At 70.9% G+C, this 14171-nt stretch carries 16 protein-coding genes; 1 reads left to right on the forward strand and 15 read right to left on the reverse strand.

Annotation, left to right across the window (positions count from 1 at the left end):
- Nucleotides 1–5 precede the first annotated feature (5 nt).
- From ACN4JJ_RS13080 to vapB, 10 genes are all read right to left on the reverse strand, one after another.
- Nucleotides 6–236 (reverse strand): DUF6704 family protein, encoded by a 231-nt coding sequence (locus tag ACN4JJ_RS13080; protein WP_440710339.1) that lies wholly within the window; start codon nucleotides 234–236, stop codon nucleotides 6–8.
- A gap of 110 nt (nucleotides 237–346) precedes the next feature.
- A complete protein-coding gene (locus tag ACN4JJ_RS13085; protein ID WP_440710340.1) occupies nucleotides 347–1123 on the reverse strand; it encodes a Trp biosynthesis-associated membrane protein in 777 nt (258 codons plus the stop codon).
- Nucleotides 1123–2655 carry an anthranilate synthase component I gene (locus tag ACN4JJ_RS13090; RefSeq protein WP_440710341.1) on the reverse strand — a complete coding sequence of 511 codons (1533 nt, stop codon included), beginning with the start codon at nucleotides 2653–2655 and terminating at the stop codon, nucleotides 1123–1125. The genes ACN4JJ_RS13085 and ACN4JJ_RS13090 overlap by 1 nt, the downstream gene beginning before the upstream one ends.
- 35 nt (nucleotides 2656–2690) lie before the next feature.
- On the reverse strand, nucleotides 2691–3092 hold the full coding sequence (gene hisI, locus ACN4JJ_RS13095) for a phosphoribosyl-AMP cyclohydrolase (RefSeq protein WP_440710342.1): 402 nt from the start codon (nucleotides 3090–3092) through the stop codon (nucleotides 2691–2693).
- Complete coding sequence (hisF, locus tag ACN4JJ_RS13100) at nucleotides 3089–3850, reverse strand: imidazole glycerol phosphate synthase subunit HisF (protein WP_440710343.1); 762 nt, start codon at nucleotides 3848–3850, stop codon at nucleotides 3089–3091. The genes hisI and hisF overlap by 4 nt, the downstream gene beginning before the upstream one ends.
- Nucleotides 3850–4689 carry an ATP phosphoribosyltransferase gene (gene hisG, locus ACN4JJ_RS13105; protein WP_440710344.1) on the reverse strand — a complete coding sequence of 280 codons (840 nt, stop codon included), beginning with the start codon at nucleotides 4687–4689 and terminating at the stop codon, nucleotides 3850–3852. The genes hisF and hisG overlap by 1 nt, the downstream gene beginning before the upstream one ends.
- A gap of 61 nt (nucleotides 4690–4750) precedes the next feature.
- Entirely contained in the window at nucleotides 4751–5014 is a 264-nt protein-coding gene (locus tag ACN4JJ_RS13110; protein ID WP_440710345.1) for a phosphoribosyl-ATP diphosphatase, read from the reverse strand.
- Between the two features lie 13 nt (nucleotides 5015–5027).
- Nucleotides 5028–5693, reverse strand: coding sequence for a ribulose-phosphate 3-epimerase (gene rpe / locus ACN4JJ_RS13115; protein ID WP_440710346.1), 666 nt, complete (start codon nucleotides 5691–5693; stop codon nucleotides 5028–5030).
- 40 nt (nucleotides 5694–5733) lie between these two features.
- Nucleotides 5734–6153, reverse strand: coding sequence for a PIN domain nuclease (locus tag ACN4JJ_RS13120; protein ID WP_440710347.1), 420 nt, complete (start codon nucleotides 6151–6153; stop codon nucleotides 5734–5736).
- Complete coding sequence (gene vapB, locus ACN4JJ_RS13125) at nucleotides 6150–6371, reverse strand: type II toxin-antitoxin system VapB family antitoxin (protein ID WP_440710348.1); 222 nt, start codon at nucleotides 6369–6371, stop codon at nucleotides 6150–6152. Before vapB ends, ACN4JJ_RS13120 begins: the two co-directional genes overlap by 4 nt.
- A 141-nt stretch (nucleotides 6372–6512) precedes the next feature.
- On the opposite strand from vapB, the gene ACN4JJ_RS13130 reads away from it, so the two are divergent.
- Nucleotides 6513–6917, forward strand: a complete 405-nt coding sequence (locus tag ACN4JJ_RS13130; RefSeq protein WP_440710349.1) for a hypothetical protein — start codon at nucleotides 6513–6515, stop codon at nucleotides 6915–6917.
- A gap of 14 nt (nucleotides 6918–6931) precedes the next feature.
- Here the strand turns inward: ACN4JJ_RS13130 and ACN4JJ_RS13135 are convergent, their stop codons facing one another.
- From ACN4JJ_RS13135 to coaBC, 5 genes are all read right to left on the reverse strand, one after another.
- A complete protein-coding gene (locus ACN4JJ_RS13135; protein WP_440710350.1) occupies nucleotides 6932–8497 on the reverse strand; it encodes an RsmB/NOP family class I SAM-dependent RNA methyltransferase in 1566 nt (521 codons plus the stop codon).
- On the reverse strand, nucleotides 8494–9408 hold the full coding sequence (gene fmt, locus ACN4JJ_RS13140) for a methionyl-tRNA formyltransferase (protein ID WP_440710351.1): 915 nt from the start codon (nucleotides 9406–9408) through the stop codon (nucleotides 8494–8496). Before fmt ends, ACN4JJ_RS13135 begins: the two co-directional genes overlap by 4 nt.
- Entirely contained in the window at nucleotides 9405–11447 is a 2043-nt protein-coding gene (locus ACN4JJ_RS13145; protein WP_440710827.1) for a primosomal protein N' family DNA-binding protein, read from the reverse strand. The genes fmt and ACN4JJ_RS13145 overlap by 4 nt, the downstream gene beginning before the upstream one ends.
- Before the next feature lie 215 nt (nucleotides 11448–11662).
- Complete coding sequence (metK, locus tag ACN4JJ_RS13150) at nucleotides 11663–12871, reverse strand: methionine adenosyltransferase (protein WP_440710352.1); 1209 nt, start codon at nucleotides 12869–12871, stop codon at nucleotides 11663–11665.
- Entirely contained in the window at nucleotides 12868–14112 is a 1245-nt protein-coding gene (gene coaBC / locus ACN4JJ_RS13155; RefSeq protein ID WP_440710353.1) for a bifunctional phosphopantothenoylcysteine decarboxylase/phosphopantothenate--cysteine ligase CoaBC, read from the reverse strand. The genes metK and coaBC overlap by 4 nt, the downstream gene beginning before the upstream one ends.
- Between the last annotated feature and the right edge of the window lie 59 nt (nucleotides 14113–14171).

The following is a 14171-nucleotide window of genomic DNA, read 5'->3' on the forward strand; positions in this document are numbered from 1 at the left end:
GTCGGTCAGTGCTCCTTGGCGAGTGTGCGCGAGCCGTTCACGCCGTACCCGGCCTTGGACAGCGCGAAGCCCAGGATGAAACCGAGCAGCGTCAGGCCGGCCGCGGCCCAGACCAGCCACTGCACGTCGAAGAAGAACGCGACCGTTCCGATGGCGATGCCGACCAGCGACACCACGACGGCGGTCCAAGCGGCGAGCGAGTGGCCTTCGCCCAGGTCATCCTCTTCGTGGCTCATCGTCCTCTTCCTGTCTCTTCGGGTGGTACCCAGCCAGTCTACCGGTGCCGGGAGGTGGTTCCGGATGCGCGCGAGCGCATCCGGTCAGCGGGTCGGGTCAGCGGGTCGGGTCAGCGGGTCGGGTCGGTGCCGCGGGTCAGGTCGTCCCAGTTGTCGACCGCCGTGTCGCGGGTGAGCGTGGCGGCGCCCTCGGGATCGGCCGCCGCGTCGGGGACGGCTGCCGCATCCGGAGCATCGCCGGCCGGCTCGTCGCCGTCCTGCGGATCGAAGAAGTCGCCGGGATCGCCGCTGCGCCGCCCGTCGGCGCCCTCGAACGTCACGGCCTGGTAGCGCCGGCTGGCGACGGGCCAGCGGCGCACGGTGGCGATGATGAGCACACCGGCCAGCACCATCACGGCGCCGAAGACGACCGTCAGGGCGGGCCACACACTCGTGGAGAGGGGGTTCACCAGCTCGCGGATCGAGGCCGTTCCCGCCACCCCGGTGCTCGAGGTGACGACCGAGGCCCCGACGCCCACCGGATCGGCGATCGCCCCGATGGCCGACCAGAGCACACTCGCCCCCAGCAGCACCTCGAGGGCGCCGAGCACGATCCGGATCAGCGGCCCGGCGATCGCCAGCGCTCCGGCCAGGGCGAGCCCGGCCAGCGAGAGGGCGGACAGGGCCGGTGCGGCAGCGGATCCCGGCACGTCGAGCGTGGTCTCGGTGTTCGTGCCCGCCCGCAGCTCGAGCGTGCCCCAGGACTGCGACCAGGCGAGGAACGTCAGCCCGCTCGCCACCAGCACGATCAGGATGGTCATCAGCTTGAGCCGGCGGCCCGACGCCGCCTGGCCCGACGCGGTGGCCTCGGCGGATGCCGGTTCCGGGTTCGTGGCGGCGGCCGTCATCAGCGCACCCGCGTCATGGCGTTCGCCACGGCCACCGCGCGCAACGGCGCCGCGGCCTTGTTCTGCGACTCCTGGAACTCGCTCTCCGGATCGGAGTCGGCCACCAGGCCTCCGCCGGCCTGCACGCGGGCGACCCCGTCGCGGATCATCGCGGTGCGGATGGCGATCGCGAGGTCGGCGTCGCCGCCGAATCCGAAGTACCCCACCACGCCGCCGTACACGCCGCGCTGCGAGGGCTCGAGCGCGTCGATGATCTGCAGGGCCCTGGGCTTCGGAGCTCCCGAGAGGGTGCCGGCCGGGAAGGTGGCGCGGAAGACGTCGATCGCGTCGACGCCCTCGCGCATCCGCCCCTCGACCGAGGAGACGATGTGCATGATGTGGCTGAACCGCTCCACCCGCATGAACTCGGTGACCTCCACGGAGTCCGCCTCGCAGACCTTGAGCAGGTCGTTGCGGGCCAGGTCGACGAGCATCAGGTGCTCGGCGCGTTCCTTCTGGTCGCCGAGCAGTTCGTGCTCGAGGTCGACGTCCTCCTGCGGCGTGGCGCCGCGCGGCTTCGATCCGGCGATCGGATGCGTGTGGGCGTGCCCGTGCACCACCTTGACCAGCGCCTCGGGGCTCGATCCGACGATCTGGTAGGGCGATCCGTCGGCGTCGACGAGGGTGAGCAGGTACATGTACGGGCTCGGGTTGAGGGTGCGCAGCGCCCGGTAGACGTCGAGCGGATGCGCCGTGCACTCGAGTTCGAACCGCTGCGCGATCACCACCTGGAAGATGTCGCCCTCGCGGATGTGCTCCTTGGCCACCTCGATGGCGGCGAGGAAGTCGTCGTGCTCGGTGCGGTGCTCGGGCGTGCCGACCACGCCGAAGTCGGCGGTGGCGAGCCAGGCCTCGGCGGGACGGCCGATCCCCGCCTGCATCGCGTCGAGCTGCGACTGCGCGGTGTGCCAGAGCGCATCGGTGTCGTCATCGCCGTCCGCGAGCACGGTGACCACGAGTTGCACCGTGCCGAACTCGTGGTCGACGACGACGAGTTCGGAGACGAAGGAGAGCCCCTGGCTCGGCAGCGGGTAGTCGGCCGGCGGGCGGTTCGGCAGGTGCTCGATCTGGCGCACCGACTCCCAGCCGATGAAGCCGACGAGTCCACCGGTCAGCGGCGGGTGGTCGGCCACCGCCGGCGTCTTCCAGGTGTCGTACAGCACGCTGACCGCATCCAGCGGGCCCTCGGGGATGCCGCCCGGGAACACCCGCTCGACGGGCAGTCCGAGGTCGATCCAGGCGGCACGGTCCTCCGCCTCGGTCAGCAGGCCGAAGCTGGAGACGCCGATGAACGAGAACCGCGACCAGATCCCGCCCTGCTCCGCCGATTCGAGCAGGAAGGTGCCGGGCCGGCCGTCGGCGAGCTTGCGGTAGATGCCGACCGGGGTCTCCCCGTCGGCGAACAGCTCGCGGATCACGGGGATCACGCGGTGGCTGTCGCGCAACTCGTCGAACTCGGAACGCGTGGTGGAGGCGGTCGAAGTGGATGTCATCGTCTGTTCCGTCGGGGAAAGGGGGGTCGTGTGTCTCAGGTCGCCGGCGAGCCGACGACCGGCGCCAGCGGATCGACGTCGAAGCAGCGGCGGGCACCGGTGTGGCAGGCCACGCCGATCTGGTCGACCTGCACCAGCAGCGTGTCGGCGTCGCAGTCCAGCGCCGCGCCCTTGACGTACTGGGCGTGGCCGGAGGTGTCGCCCTTGCGCCAGTATTCCTGGCGGGAGCGTGACCAGAAGGTGACGCGGCCCTCGGTGAGGGTGCGGCGCAGCGCCTCGTCGTTCATGTAGCCGAGCATGAGCACCTCGGCGGTGTCCCATTGCTGGATGATCGCGGGCAGCAGCCCCTTGTCGTCGAAGCGCACGCGCTCCAGGATCTCGGCCACCTCGGTGACCGTGTCGCCGATGGCGGCGGTGTTCTCGGGTGCGGTGCTCATCGGACGAGCACACCTTCCTTCTTCAGTTCGTCTTTCACGTCGCCGACCGTCATCTCCCGCAGGTGGAAGACCGAGGCCGCGAGCACGGCATCCGCACCGGCCTTGATGGCCTGCCCGAAGTGCTCGACGCGGCCCGCTCCGCCGGAGGCGATGACCGGTACGGTGCTGAGCTCGCGCATCAACCCCACGAGTTCGAGGTCGAAGCCGTCTTTGGTGCCGTCGGCGTCGATCGAGTTGACGAGCAGCTCACCGGCGCCGCGCTCGACCGCCTCCCGGGCCCAGTCGAGGGCGTCGAGCTCGGTCTCGCGACGGCCGCCGTGGGTGGTGACGACGAAGCCGGATGCCGTGGCCGGCGATCGCTTCACGTCGAGCGAGAGCACGAGCACCTGGGCACCGAAGCGGTCGGCGATCTCGTTCAGCAGGCCCGGACGGGCGATGGCGGCGCTGTTCACCCCGACCTTGTCGGCACCGTGGGCGAGCAGCCGGGCCACGTCTTCGGGCGAGCGCACGCCCCCGCCGACGGTGAGCGGGATGAAGACCTGCTCGGCGGTCTGGCGCACCACGTCGTACATCGTGTCACGCGCATCCACCGTGGCCGTCACGTCGAGGAAGGTGAGCTCGTCGGCGCCCTGCTCGGAGTAGAGCCTCGCGAGTTCGACCGGGTCGCCGGCGTCGCGCAGGTTCTCGAAGTTGACGCCCTTCACCACGCGGCCGGCCGCCACGTCCAGACACGGGATGACGCGTACCGCGAGCGACATCAGATTCTCGCGGCGTGGATGGAGCTGACCAGGATGGCGCGGGCGCCCACGGCGTACAGGGCGTCCATCACCTGGTTGGTGTCGCGGCGCGGCACCATCGAGCGCACGGCGACCCATTCCGGGTCGTGCAGCGGCGAGATGGTGGGCGACTCGATGCCGGGGGTCAGCGCGCAGGCGTCGTCGAGCTGGGCGATCGGCACGTCGTAGTCCATCAGCACGTACTGCCGGGCCACGAGCACGCCCTGCAGGCGGCGCATCAGCGTCTGCTCGCCCGGGTTCCCGGTCCCCGAGCTGATCAGCACGGCGGTCGATTCGAGGATGACGGGGCCGAAGATCTCCAGGCCCGCCTTGCGCAGCGTGGAACCGGTCGAGACGACGTCGGCCACGGCATCCGCGACCCCGAGGCGCACGGCGGATTCGACGGCGCCGTCCAGCCGGATGAGCGTGGCGGTGATGCCGTGCCCGGCCAGGAAGGTACCGACCAGGCCGGGGTAGCTGGTGGCCACGCGGGCGCCCTGCAGGTCGGCGAGCTCGATCGAGGTGCCCTCGGGCCGGGCGAACCGGAAGGTGGACCCGCCGAAGTCGAGCGAGGCGGTCTCGGTGGCGGTCGACTCGGAATCCAGCAGCAGGTCGCGGCCGGTGATCCCCACGTCGAGGGCACCGGAACCGACGTAGGTGGCGATGTCGCGGGGGCGCAGGTAGAAGAATTCGACGTCGTTGCGCGGGTCGAGCACGACCAGTTCGCGCGGGTCACGACGGCCCTGGTAGCCCGCTTCGGCGAGCATCTGGGCGGCGGTCTCGGACAGGGAGCCCTTGTTGGGCACCGCGATCTTGAGCATTGTGGGGTCTTTCAGAGATGAGGGGAGGACGCGGTTCTCGCGAGGAGGTGGGGGTCGCCGGTCACAGATGTCGGTAGACGTCTGCGGGCGTGAGCCCCTTGGCGAGCATCAGCACCTGCAGGTGGTAGAGCAGCTGCGAGATCTCTTCCGCCGTGTTCTCGTCGGTCTCGTATTCGGCGGCCATCCAGACCTCGGCGGCCTCTTCGACGATCTTCTTGCCGATGGTGTGCACGCCGGCGTCGAGCTCGCGCACCGTGCCGGAGCCGTCGGGACGCTCGACCGCTTTGGCGGAGAGCTCGAGGAACAGCTCGTCGAAAGTCTTCACGGTGTCAAGGCTACTAGTCGTGGCTGTGCTCGGTCGCCAACGAGCGCAGGTGGTCGATCTGCGCCGATGCGCTCTCGGCGCCGAACACGCTCGATCCGGCCACGAAGGTGTTCGCGCCGGCCTCGGCCGCGATGGCGATGGTGTGGTCGTTGATGCCGCCGTCGACCTGCATCCAGACGTCGAGTCCGGATGCCCGCACGGCGTGCGAGAGCTGCTCGAGCTTCGGCATGGTCGACTCCATGAACGACTGGCCGCCGAAGCCGGGCTCGACGGTCATCACCAGCACCAGGTCGAACTCGGGCAGCAGCTCGAGGTAGGGCTCGACGGCGGTGCCGGGCTTCAGGGCGATTCCGGCGCGGGCGCCCCGCTCACGGAGGGCACGCGCAAGCCTGACCGGGTCGGCCGCGGCTTCGGCATGGAAAGTGACCGAATAGGCGCCGGTCTCGGCGTACTGCGGCGCCCAGCGGTCGGGATCCTCGATCATCAGGTGCAGATCCAGCGGAACCGGCGACACCTGCTGCAGCCTCTCGACGACCGGGAGGCCGATCGTGAGGTTCGGCACGAAGTGGTTGTCCATCACGTCGATGTGCGCCAGATCGGCGTTGGCGATGCGCCCGAGCTCGGTCTCGAGGTTCGCGAAGTCGGCGGACAGGATGCTGGGATGGATGCGGATCGGCACCCCTCCACGTTATCCGGTCTGCCACGTCATCCGATCTCCGCTACTCGCCGGCTGCGGCCAGCTGGAGTCGTTCCACCCGCACGCCGGTCAGCTCGCTGATCGTCTCGAAGTCACGATCGACGTGCAGCACGACCAGCCGGTTGAGCTCAGCCGTGGCCGCGATCAGGATGTCGGCTGAAGAAGGACCGCGGTGCAGTCCGCGCTCCGCGAGAAGACGCTGGATCTCGATCGCCCGTTCTTCGATTGCTGGAGTGAAGTGCTCGATCGTCAAGGACGACACCGGAAGAGTGGTCAGGATCGTCTGCAGGTCGTCCCCTGATCGAGCCGAATATCCGATCTCGAGCCTCGTGACCGAGCAGACCCGCACGAGCCCGCGTTCCAGCTGGTCTGCCCAGAACGCCGGATCGACGCAGTGCTGGAGACGAACGAGAGCGGATTTATCGATCAGCCACTCGGTCACTGCCACGCGGCGTCCATGAGCTCGACGTCGAGCAGGTCGTGCAGCCTGGCGGCCGAACGAGTCAGGTCGGCCGGAGTGATGGTGGTCCTGGTACGGGTCGATTCACGCAGAAGCTGCCTCCGAACGTATTCGACGCGCGAAAGCCCGATCCGCTCTGCTTGACTGTCGATTTCCGCGACCACGTCATCGGGGACGTTGCGGATGAGGATATCGGTCATGAGGATTCCTTTCGTCTGTGATATCGGACGGTACCACACCCTGCGGCTTAAAACCTCTGCACAGCACTTCGGCTGGTGGACGTTATCCACAGATCTGGGTCAACCGCACCGAGCGAGCATGACTTCGCCCAGGATCAGGGCATGACAAAAACTCGAAACCGGGCGGACTCCGCTTCGCCCGTAGCGACCGACGAGCTGCTCCTCGATTTCGTGGACGAGTTGATCGGGGCCGCGGTGCTGAGCCGGGTGTGGCTGCTGTTCTTCGACGATCAGCACCGGCCGCGGCCTCTGATCATCCCGGTCGACGACATCGAACTCGATCTGATCGACGAGTCGGGGTTGCTGTCCGTGGCGACGCTCGCCGGTGAGCTGGCGCGGATGGCCGCCGCCACGGAGGTGGTCGTCGTCTGGGAACGCCCGGGGGCGAACCGGCTCACGATCGGCGAGCGCGCGACCGTCGACGCCCTGAGCCGGCTCTTCCCGCCGAAACCGACCCGGCTCCGACGACAGGTGCTGAGTCATGACGACGGCGTGTCACTGCTGTGACGAACGCGAGTGGGTCAGGCGGTGGTCTTGCGGAAGAGGGCGACGAACATGGCGTCGGTCGTGTTGCGGTGCGGCCAGAGCTGCACAGCGGCGTCGGGGCCGCCGAGCGCCACGGCGTCGGAGGTGATCGCGCGCAGCACCTCCTGGGCGTCGAGCTGCTCGAGTTCGCCGTCCCAGCGGCGCAGGGCTCCCTGAACCTGGCCCCGGGTCTCGGCGACGTGCGGCGAGCAGGTCACGTAGGCGAGCAGGCCTCCCGGCTTGAGTGCCCGCACGGCCGAGTCGATCAGCTGCTGTTGCAGCGACACCAGTGCGGCCACGTCGCCGGGGGTCTTGCGCCAGCGCGCCTCCGGGCGGCGGCGGAGCGCACCGAGGCCCGTGCACGGCGCGTCGACCAGGATGCGGTCGAACGACTCCGGGGCGTCGGCGCCGATCCTGGTGCCGTCGCGTTCCCACACCTCGGGTGGTTCGGGCAGGGCCTCCACGGCACGACGCACGAGGCCGGCGCGCGCGGGCACGGGCTCGTTCGCGATCACGACCGCGCCACCCAGACGCGCCTCCGCGGCCAGCACGGCGGTCTTGCCGCCCGGGCCCGCGCAGAGGTCGAGCCAGCGCTCCCCCGCCTCCACCGGCCGGGCCCGGCTCAGTGCGAGGGCGGCGAGCTGCGAGCCCTCGTCCTGAACACGGGCCGTACCGGCCTTCACCGCCGCGATCCCGGCGGGATCCCCGGTCGGGGCGCGCAGACCGATCGGCGAGAGAGGCGCGTCTTCGGTACCCTCGCCGACCGCCTCGCGGTCGATCAGGCCGGGCAGGGCTGCGAGGCTCAAACGAGCCGGAATGTTGTCGGCCTCCAGCAGGTCGTCGAGTTCGAAGGCGAGATCGGTGTCCGAGACACCGTCGGCCGTGAGAGCGCGGCGGAAGGCGCGGATGATCCACGCGGGGTGCGAGGAGGCGACGGCCAGACGCTCGTCGTCGTCCGTGGCCGACTCCATCGCCCGGTCGAGCCATTCCGAGGCCGGCGTCCGGGTGATCCCCCGCAGCACGCCGTTGACGAAACCGGTGGCCGAGCGGGAAGCATGCTGCCGGGCGAGCTCGACGGATTCGTTCACGGCCGCGTGGGTCGCCGTGCGCAGCGAGATCAGCTGGTGCGCGCCGAGCTCGAGGATGTCACGCACCACGCCGTCGATCTCGTCGATCGGGCGGCCCGACGCCAGCTCGATCACGCGGTCGTAGTAGCCGCGCAGGCGGAGGGTTCCGTAGGTGAGCTCGGTGGCGAAACCGGCGTCGGCCGTGTCCAGCCGGGCCGCGGCGATCTTCGACGGCAGCAGCAGGTTCGCGTAAGCGTCGTCTTCGCGAACGGCGGTGATCACTTCGAGGGCGATGCGCCGGGCGGGCTGCACCGCGGCCGGCCGGTTCGACGGGGTGGCCGGCTTCCGGCGCTCGGGACCGCGGGGGCCCGAGCCCCTGTTGCCACCGGAGGCCGCGCGGTGGCCGCCGGAGCCCGAGCTGGAGCCCGAGCCCGAACCACGGCGGGATCGGCTGGATCCGTCGCCGGAACCGGGGCTGTTCGTCGAATCGCTCATCGGGCGGTCATCCTCTCGGCTCCAGTACCTCGCCACCAGTCGGCGGCCGCCATGGCCTTCTTACCGGCGGGATGCACCTCGAGCAGTTCCAGGGGGGTGGTGGCCGTGCCCACGTAAACGTGCCCGCCCTCGGCGGTGACGACTCCGGGGTCCAGAAGCGGGTGGTCCCACGCCGGCGCGGCGTCGAGCACCTTCACGCGCTGACCGTCGATCTCGGTGAACGCTCCCGGCTCGGGGGTCACGCCGCGAAGACGGCGGTAGACGACCTCGAACGGCAGCGTGAAATCGAGGCGGGCGTCGTCGATGCCGAGCTTCGGGGCGAGGGTGACCTCGCCGCTCTGCTCAGCCGGGGATCGTGTGCCGGATGCGATCAGCTCGACCGTGTCGACCAGCTGACCGGCACCGGAATCGGCCAGCCGGCCCAGCAGGTTCCCGGCGGTCTCGTTGGCGCCGATCGGCGTGGTCGTCATCGACCAGATCGGTCCGGCGTCCAGGCCCGGGACGAGCTGGAAGATCGTCGCGCCGCTCTCGGTGTCGCCGGCGATCACCGACCACTGCACGGGCGCCGCTCCCCGCCAGCGCGGAAGGAGCGAGAAATGGAGGTTCACCCAGCCCGCACGCGGAGTGCTGAGCAGGGGCTCGCGCACGAGACCGCCGTAGGCCACGATGACGCCGAGATCGGCGTCGAGCGCGGCGATCCGCGCGGTTACGGCGTCGTCGAGGCGATTGGCCTTGATCACGGGTAGACCGAGCTCCTCCGCGGCCGCGGCAACCGGGGACGGCGTGAGCACGCGCTTGCGACCGAGCGGGGCGTCCTCGCGGGTGACCACCGCGACGATCTCGTGGTGCGGGGCGAGCGCCCGCAGGCTCGGCACAGCCACCGCGGGGGTGCCGGCGAAGACGAGCTTCATTCCATGATCTCCGAATCGTCGAGTCGCACGCGCAACGTGGGCGGCGGGCGGTAGGCCGTGCCGCGCCCGGTCTTCGGGCGGCGACTGGTGGCGTTCTTCACCACCAGGGCACGCAGGTGGCGGGCGAGGGAGGTGCCGATCGAGTAGTCGAAGCGCACGATGGCGCGCACCATGCCGTCGTCGGCGGGCACCGGTCCCAGGGTATCCATCTTCTCCCACTCGGCCTGGGTGAGCAGTGAGCGCAGCTCGGTAAGGGCGGCGGCGACCGTGTCCGGCGAGCCCGACAGCGTCGCGAGCCGGACGGCGGGCGGAAACCGAAGCGTGCGGCGATCGACGAGTTCGCTCGAGGCCACGCTCTCCGGCTGCCAGGTGACCAGGCTCCGCGCCAGCTCGCCTCCCACGCCGACCAGCATCGTCGTGGCGCGCGGCGCCGAGAGCGCGATGGCGTTCGACCACCAGCGCAGACAGTCCTCGGCCACGCGCATGGACTCGCGGGCCAGCATCCGGGGTCCGTCCAGCAGCAGAACGGCCCGGTATCCCCCGGTCGCGATCGGTTCGGCGCCGCGGGTGGCGACCACCAGGGCCGGGCGGTCGTCGACCGTGAGCAGGTTGCGCTCGCCGTCGGAGACGATCACGCGCACACCGGGAAAGGCCCGGCCCAGCTCGTCGGCCGTGCGCCCCGCGCCGATCGACGCGAAGCGCAGCGTGGTGCCCGCGCAGTGCGAGCAGTGCCAGTTCGCGGCGATCGCCCCGCAGAGCGAGCAGGTGGGGCGCTCACCGGCGCGGGCCACCCTGAGCGGCCCGCCGCAGACGGTGCAGGATGCGGGCGTCGAGCAGGTCTTGCAGGCCAGCACCGGAGCGTACCCCGGCCGGGCGACCTGCACCAGCACGGGGCCGCTCTCGAGCGCCTTGCGGGCGGCGGTCCAGGCCGAGCTCGGGATGCGGGCGGCGTTCTGCGGCGAATCCGCGTCGTCCTGCTCGGCGGTCGGCACGACCCGGGGCAGGTACCGAGGGGTCGGGAACACCGGATGCAGGAACCCGAGCTCGACCAGCCGCTCGACCTCGGTGCTCCGCGCATGCGAAAGGAACGCCAACCGCGCCCCCGACTGCTCCTGGCGCACCAGGGCGGCATCGCGCAGGTGCACGTACGGCGCGAGGGGTTCGCTCTGCAGCGGGTCGCCGTCGTCCCAGACCACGATCTGGCCGAGCGAGGAGACCGGTGCGTAGATGCTCGACCGGTTGCCCACCACGATGTGCGGGTCGCCGTCGAGGGCCGTGAGGAAGTTCGCGTACCGGTCAGGTCGCGCCTGCCGCGCGTCGAGGCGCACGACGGCATCCGCGAAGCCCAGGGATTCCAGGGCCTGCTCGACGGAGATCTGGTCGCGGTAGTCGGGCACCGCCACGATGGCGGACTCGCCGCGCAGGTAGGCCGCCGCGGCGAGCTCGGCGGCGGTCAGCGCCCAGTGCCCCACCGTCACCCCCTCCGCACCGTGGGCCTCGGCCGCGGGAGCACCGACGGCCGAGGGCGTCGCGAGCCGCGTCACGGTCGCGATCGCCGCGATGGCGCTGCGCGCCCCGGGCTCGGCCAGGTGGCCCGCATCCGTGTCGGAATAGCCGGTCAGCTGCACCTCGCGATTCGCGTGCTCGATCTCCGTCGTCGTCACGGCATGCTCGCCGCGGGCACCGGCCGCAGCGGCCGTGCGGGCCACGAACGCCTTCTCCACCCGCACGAAACGGGGCGGGACCGCGAGGCGCACGATGTCGCACGCGCTGCCGGCCGCCCGATCGGCGAGCCGGCGGGCGAGCGCCCACACCTCGGGGGTCAGCACCGGCACGGGCGACACGATCTCGTCGAGGTCGCTCAGCGTGCCCTTGTGCTCCGCCTCGTGCGCGAGCTCGATGATGTAGCCCCGGGCCGTGCGCCCGGCCGAGCGCAGCGGCACCTTGACCCGTACGCCGGCCGCGGCATCCGGAACCAGAGCGGGCGGCACCCGGTAGTCGAACAGCCGGTCCAGCTGGGGCAACGGCGACTCGAGCATCACCCGGGCCACGAGCGTGCCCGCGCCAGAACCCGCCGACGCGGATGCGCCCGCACCAGGGGCACTCGCACCGGAGGCCCCCGCACCAGGGGCACTCGCACCGGAGGCACCCGCGCCAAGAGCACTCGCGCCGGAGGCACCCGCGCCGGACGCACCCGACGCCTCGCCCCCCGAATCGGCGCCGCCGCCCTTCAGGGCGACCTCGCCGGCCACGGCTAGAGGCCCGCGGCGGCCCGGATCTCGTCGACCCGGTCGAGCCGCTCCCAGGTGAACTCCGGCAGCTCGCGGCCGAAGTGGCCGTAGCTGGCGGTCTTCGCGTAGATCGGCCGCAGCAGGTCGAGGTCGTTGATGATGGCGGCGGGCCGCAGGTCGAACACGCTGCGCAGCGCCTCGGTGATGACCTCGTCGGACACCACGCCCGTGCCGAACGTCTCGACGTAGAAGCCCACGGGGGCCGCCTTGCCGATGGCGTAGGCGATCTGCACCTCGAGCCGCGAGGCGAGCCCGGCCGCGACCGCGTTCTTGGCCACCCAGCGCATCGCGTAGGCCGCCGAGCGGTCGACCTTCGACGGGTCTTTGCCGCTGAACGCGCCGCCGCCGTGCCGCGAGGCGCCGCCGTAGGTGTCGACGATGATCTTGCGCCCGGTGAGCCCGGCATCGCCCTGCGGGCCGCCGATCTCGAACCGCCCGGTGGGATTGATCAGAATGCGCACGTTCGAGGAGTCGAGGGAGAGTCCGGAGGCTTCGACGCCGGCGAGCACCGGGCGGATGACGAGTTCCTCGACCTCGTGCCGCAGGTCGTCCAGCGACACCGAGGGCGCGTGCTGGGTGGAGAGCACGACCGTGTCGACCGACTTCGGCACGACCCCGTCGTAGCCGACCGTGACCTGCGTCTTGCCGTCGGGCCGTAGGTAGTCGAGCAGGCCCTCCTTGCGCACGGCGGCGAGGCGCTCCGACAGCCGGTGCGCGAGCCAGATCGGCAGCGGCATCAGCTGGGGCGTCTCGGTGGTGGCGTAGCCGAACATGATGCCCTGGTCGCCCGCGCCCTGGCGGTCGACCTCGTCGGTGGAGGAGCCCTCACGGGTCTCGAAGGCGTTGTCCACGCCCTGCGCGATGTCGGGCGACTGCCCGCCGATCGACACCGACACCCCGCACGAGCGGCCGTCGAACCACACGTCGGAGGAGGTGTAGCCGATCGACGTGATCTTCTCGCGCACGATGGCGGGGATCTCGACGTACCCCTTGGTGGTCACCTCGCCGGCGACGTGCACCAGCCCGGTGGTGACGAGGGTCTCGACCGCGACCCGCGAGTGCGGGTCGACCGCGAGCAGCGCGTCGAGGATCGAATCCGAGATCTGGTCGCAGATCTTGTCGGGGTGCCCCTCGGTGACGGACTCGGACGTGAAGAGACGAAGAGAGGTCATTCTGCTCCTGATAGGGCGGCGGCGAACACCCGGAGGATGTCATCGGCCACCGACGACTTGCTGCCGGATGCCTCGAAAACTATATCTCCGGATGCTCCCAGCACCGTCACCGAATTGCCTTCTGTTCCGAAGCCGGTGGTCCACCCCACGCCGTTGACCACGAGGAAGTCGCAGCCCTTGCGCGCGATCTTCGCCCGGCCGAGCGCGAGAAGCTCCTCGGCGGAGGTGGCGGTCTCGGCGGCGAAGCCCACGATCAGCCGCCCGTCCCGTGGCGTGGCGGAGATGGTGGCGAGGATGTCGGGGTTCTGCACGAGCTCGAGCGTGAGCCGCTCCCCCGTGTTCGCCTTCTTGATCTTGGCCTCGGAGACGGCGACCGGCCGGTAGTCGGAGACCGCCGCCGCCATCACCACGAGGTCGTGCGCCGGGGCCGCGGCCACCGTGGCGGCGAGCAGCTCCTGTGCGGTCTCGACCCGCACCACCTCGACGCCGGAGGGCAGGTCGACCTCCACATGGGCGGCGATCAGGGTGACGGATGCGCCGCGGTCGCGCGCAGCCTCGGCGATGGCGATCCCCTGCCGCCCGCTGGAGCGGTTGCCGATGAAGCGCACCGGGTCGAGCGGTTCGCGGGTGCCGCCGGCGGTGACGAGCACCGTGCGGCCGGCGAGATCCTGCTCGGGAACGGATGCGACGGCATCCGACTCCCCGGAGGACGAAGCAGACGAGACCGCGGCCAGCGCGCCCGCGATGATGTCCTCGGGCTCCGCCATCCGCCCGGCTCCGGAGTCCTTGCCGGTGAGCTGACCGCTGACCGGCCCCACGAAGTGCACCCCGCGTGAGCGGAGGGTCGCGATGTTCGCGACGGTGGCCGGGTTCTGCCACATCTCGGTGTGCATGGCCGGCGCGAGCACGAGCGGGGCTCGGCTGGCCAGCACGGTGTTGCCGAGCAGGTCGTCGGCGATGCCGGCGGCGAGCTTGGCGATGGTGTTCGCGGTCGCCGGGGCGATCACGATCAGGTCGGCGGCCTGGCCGATGGCCACGTGCCGTACCTCGGCCACCCCCTCGTACAGGTCGCTCTCGACCGTGTTGCGGGAGAGCGCCTCGAGCGTGGGCCGCCCCACGAAACGCAGCGCGGCCTCGGTGGCGACCACATGCACTTCGTGGCCGGCCAGCACGAGGCCGCGGATGACGTTGACGGCCTTGTAGGCCGCGATCCCACCCGTGATCCCGACGACGATGTTCACACGGATGCTCCGAACGCATTACCGGCGATCAGCCGGGGAACCGGGGTGGGACGGGTGGA

The organism is Herbiconiux dendrobii (genome assembly GCF_052048175.1).
GTDB lineage: Bacteria > Actinomycetota > Actinomycetes > Actinomycetales > Microbacteriaceae > Herbiconiux.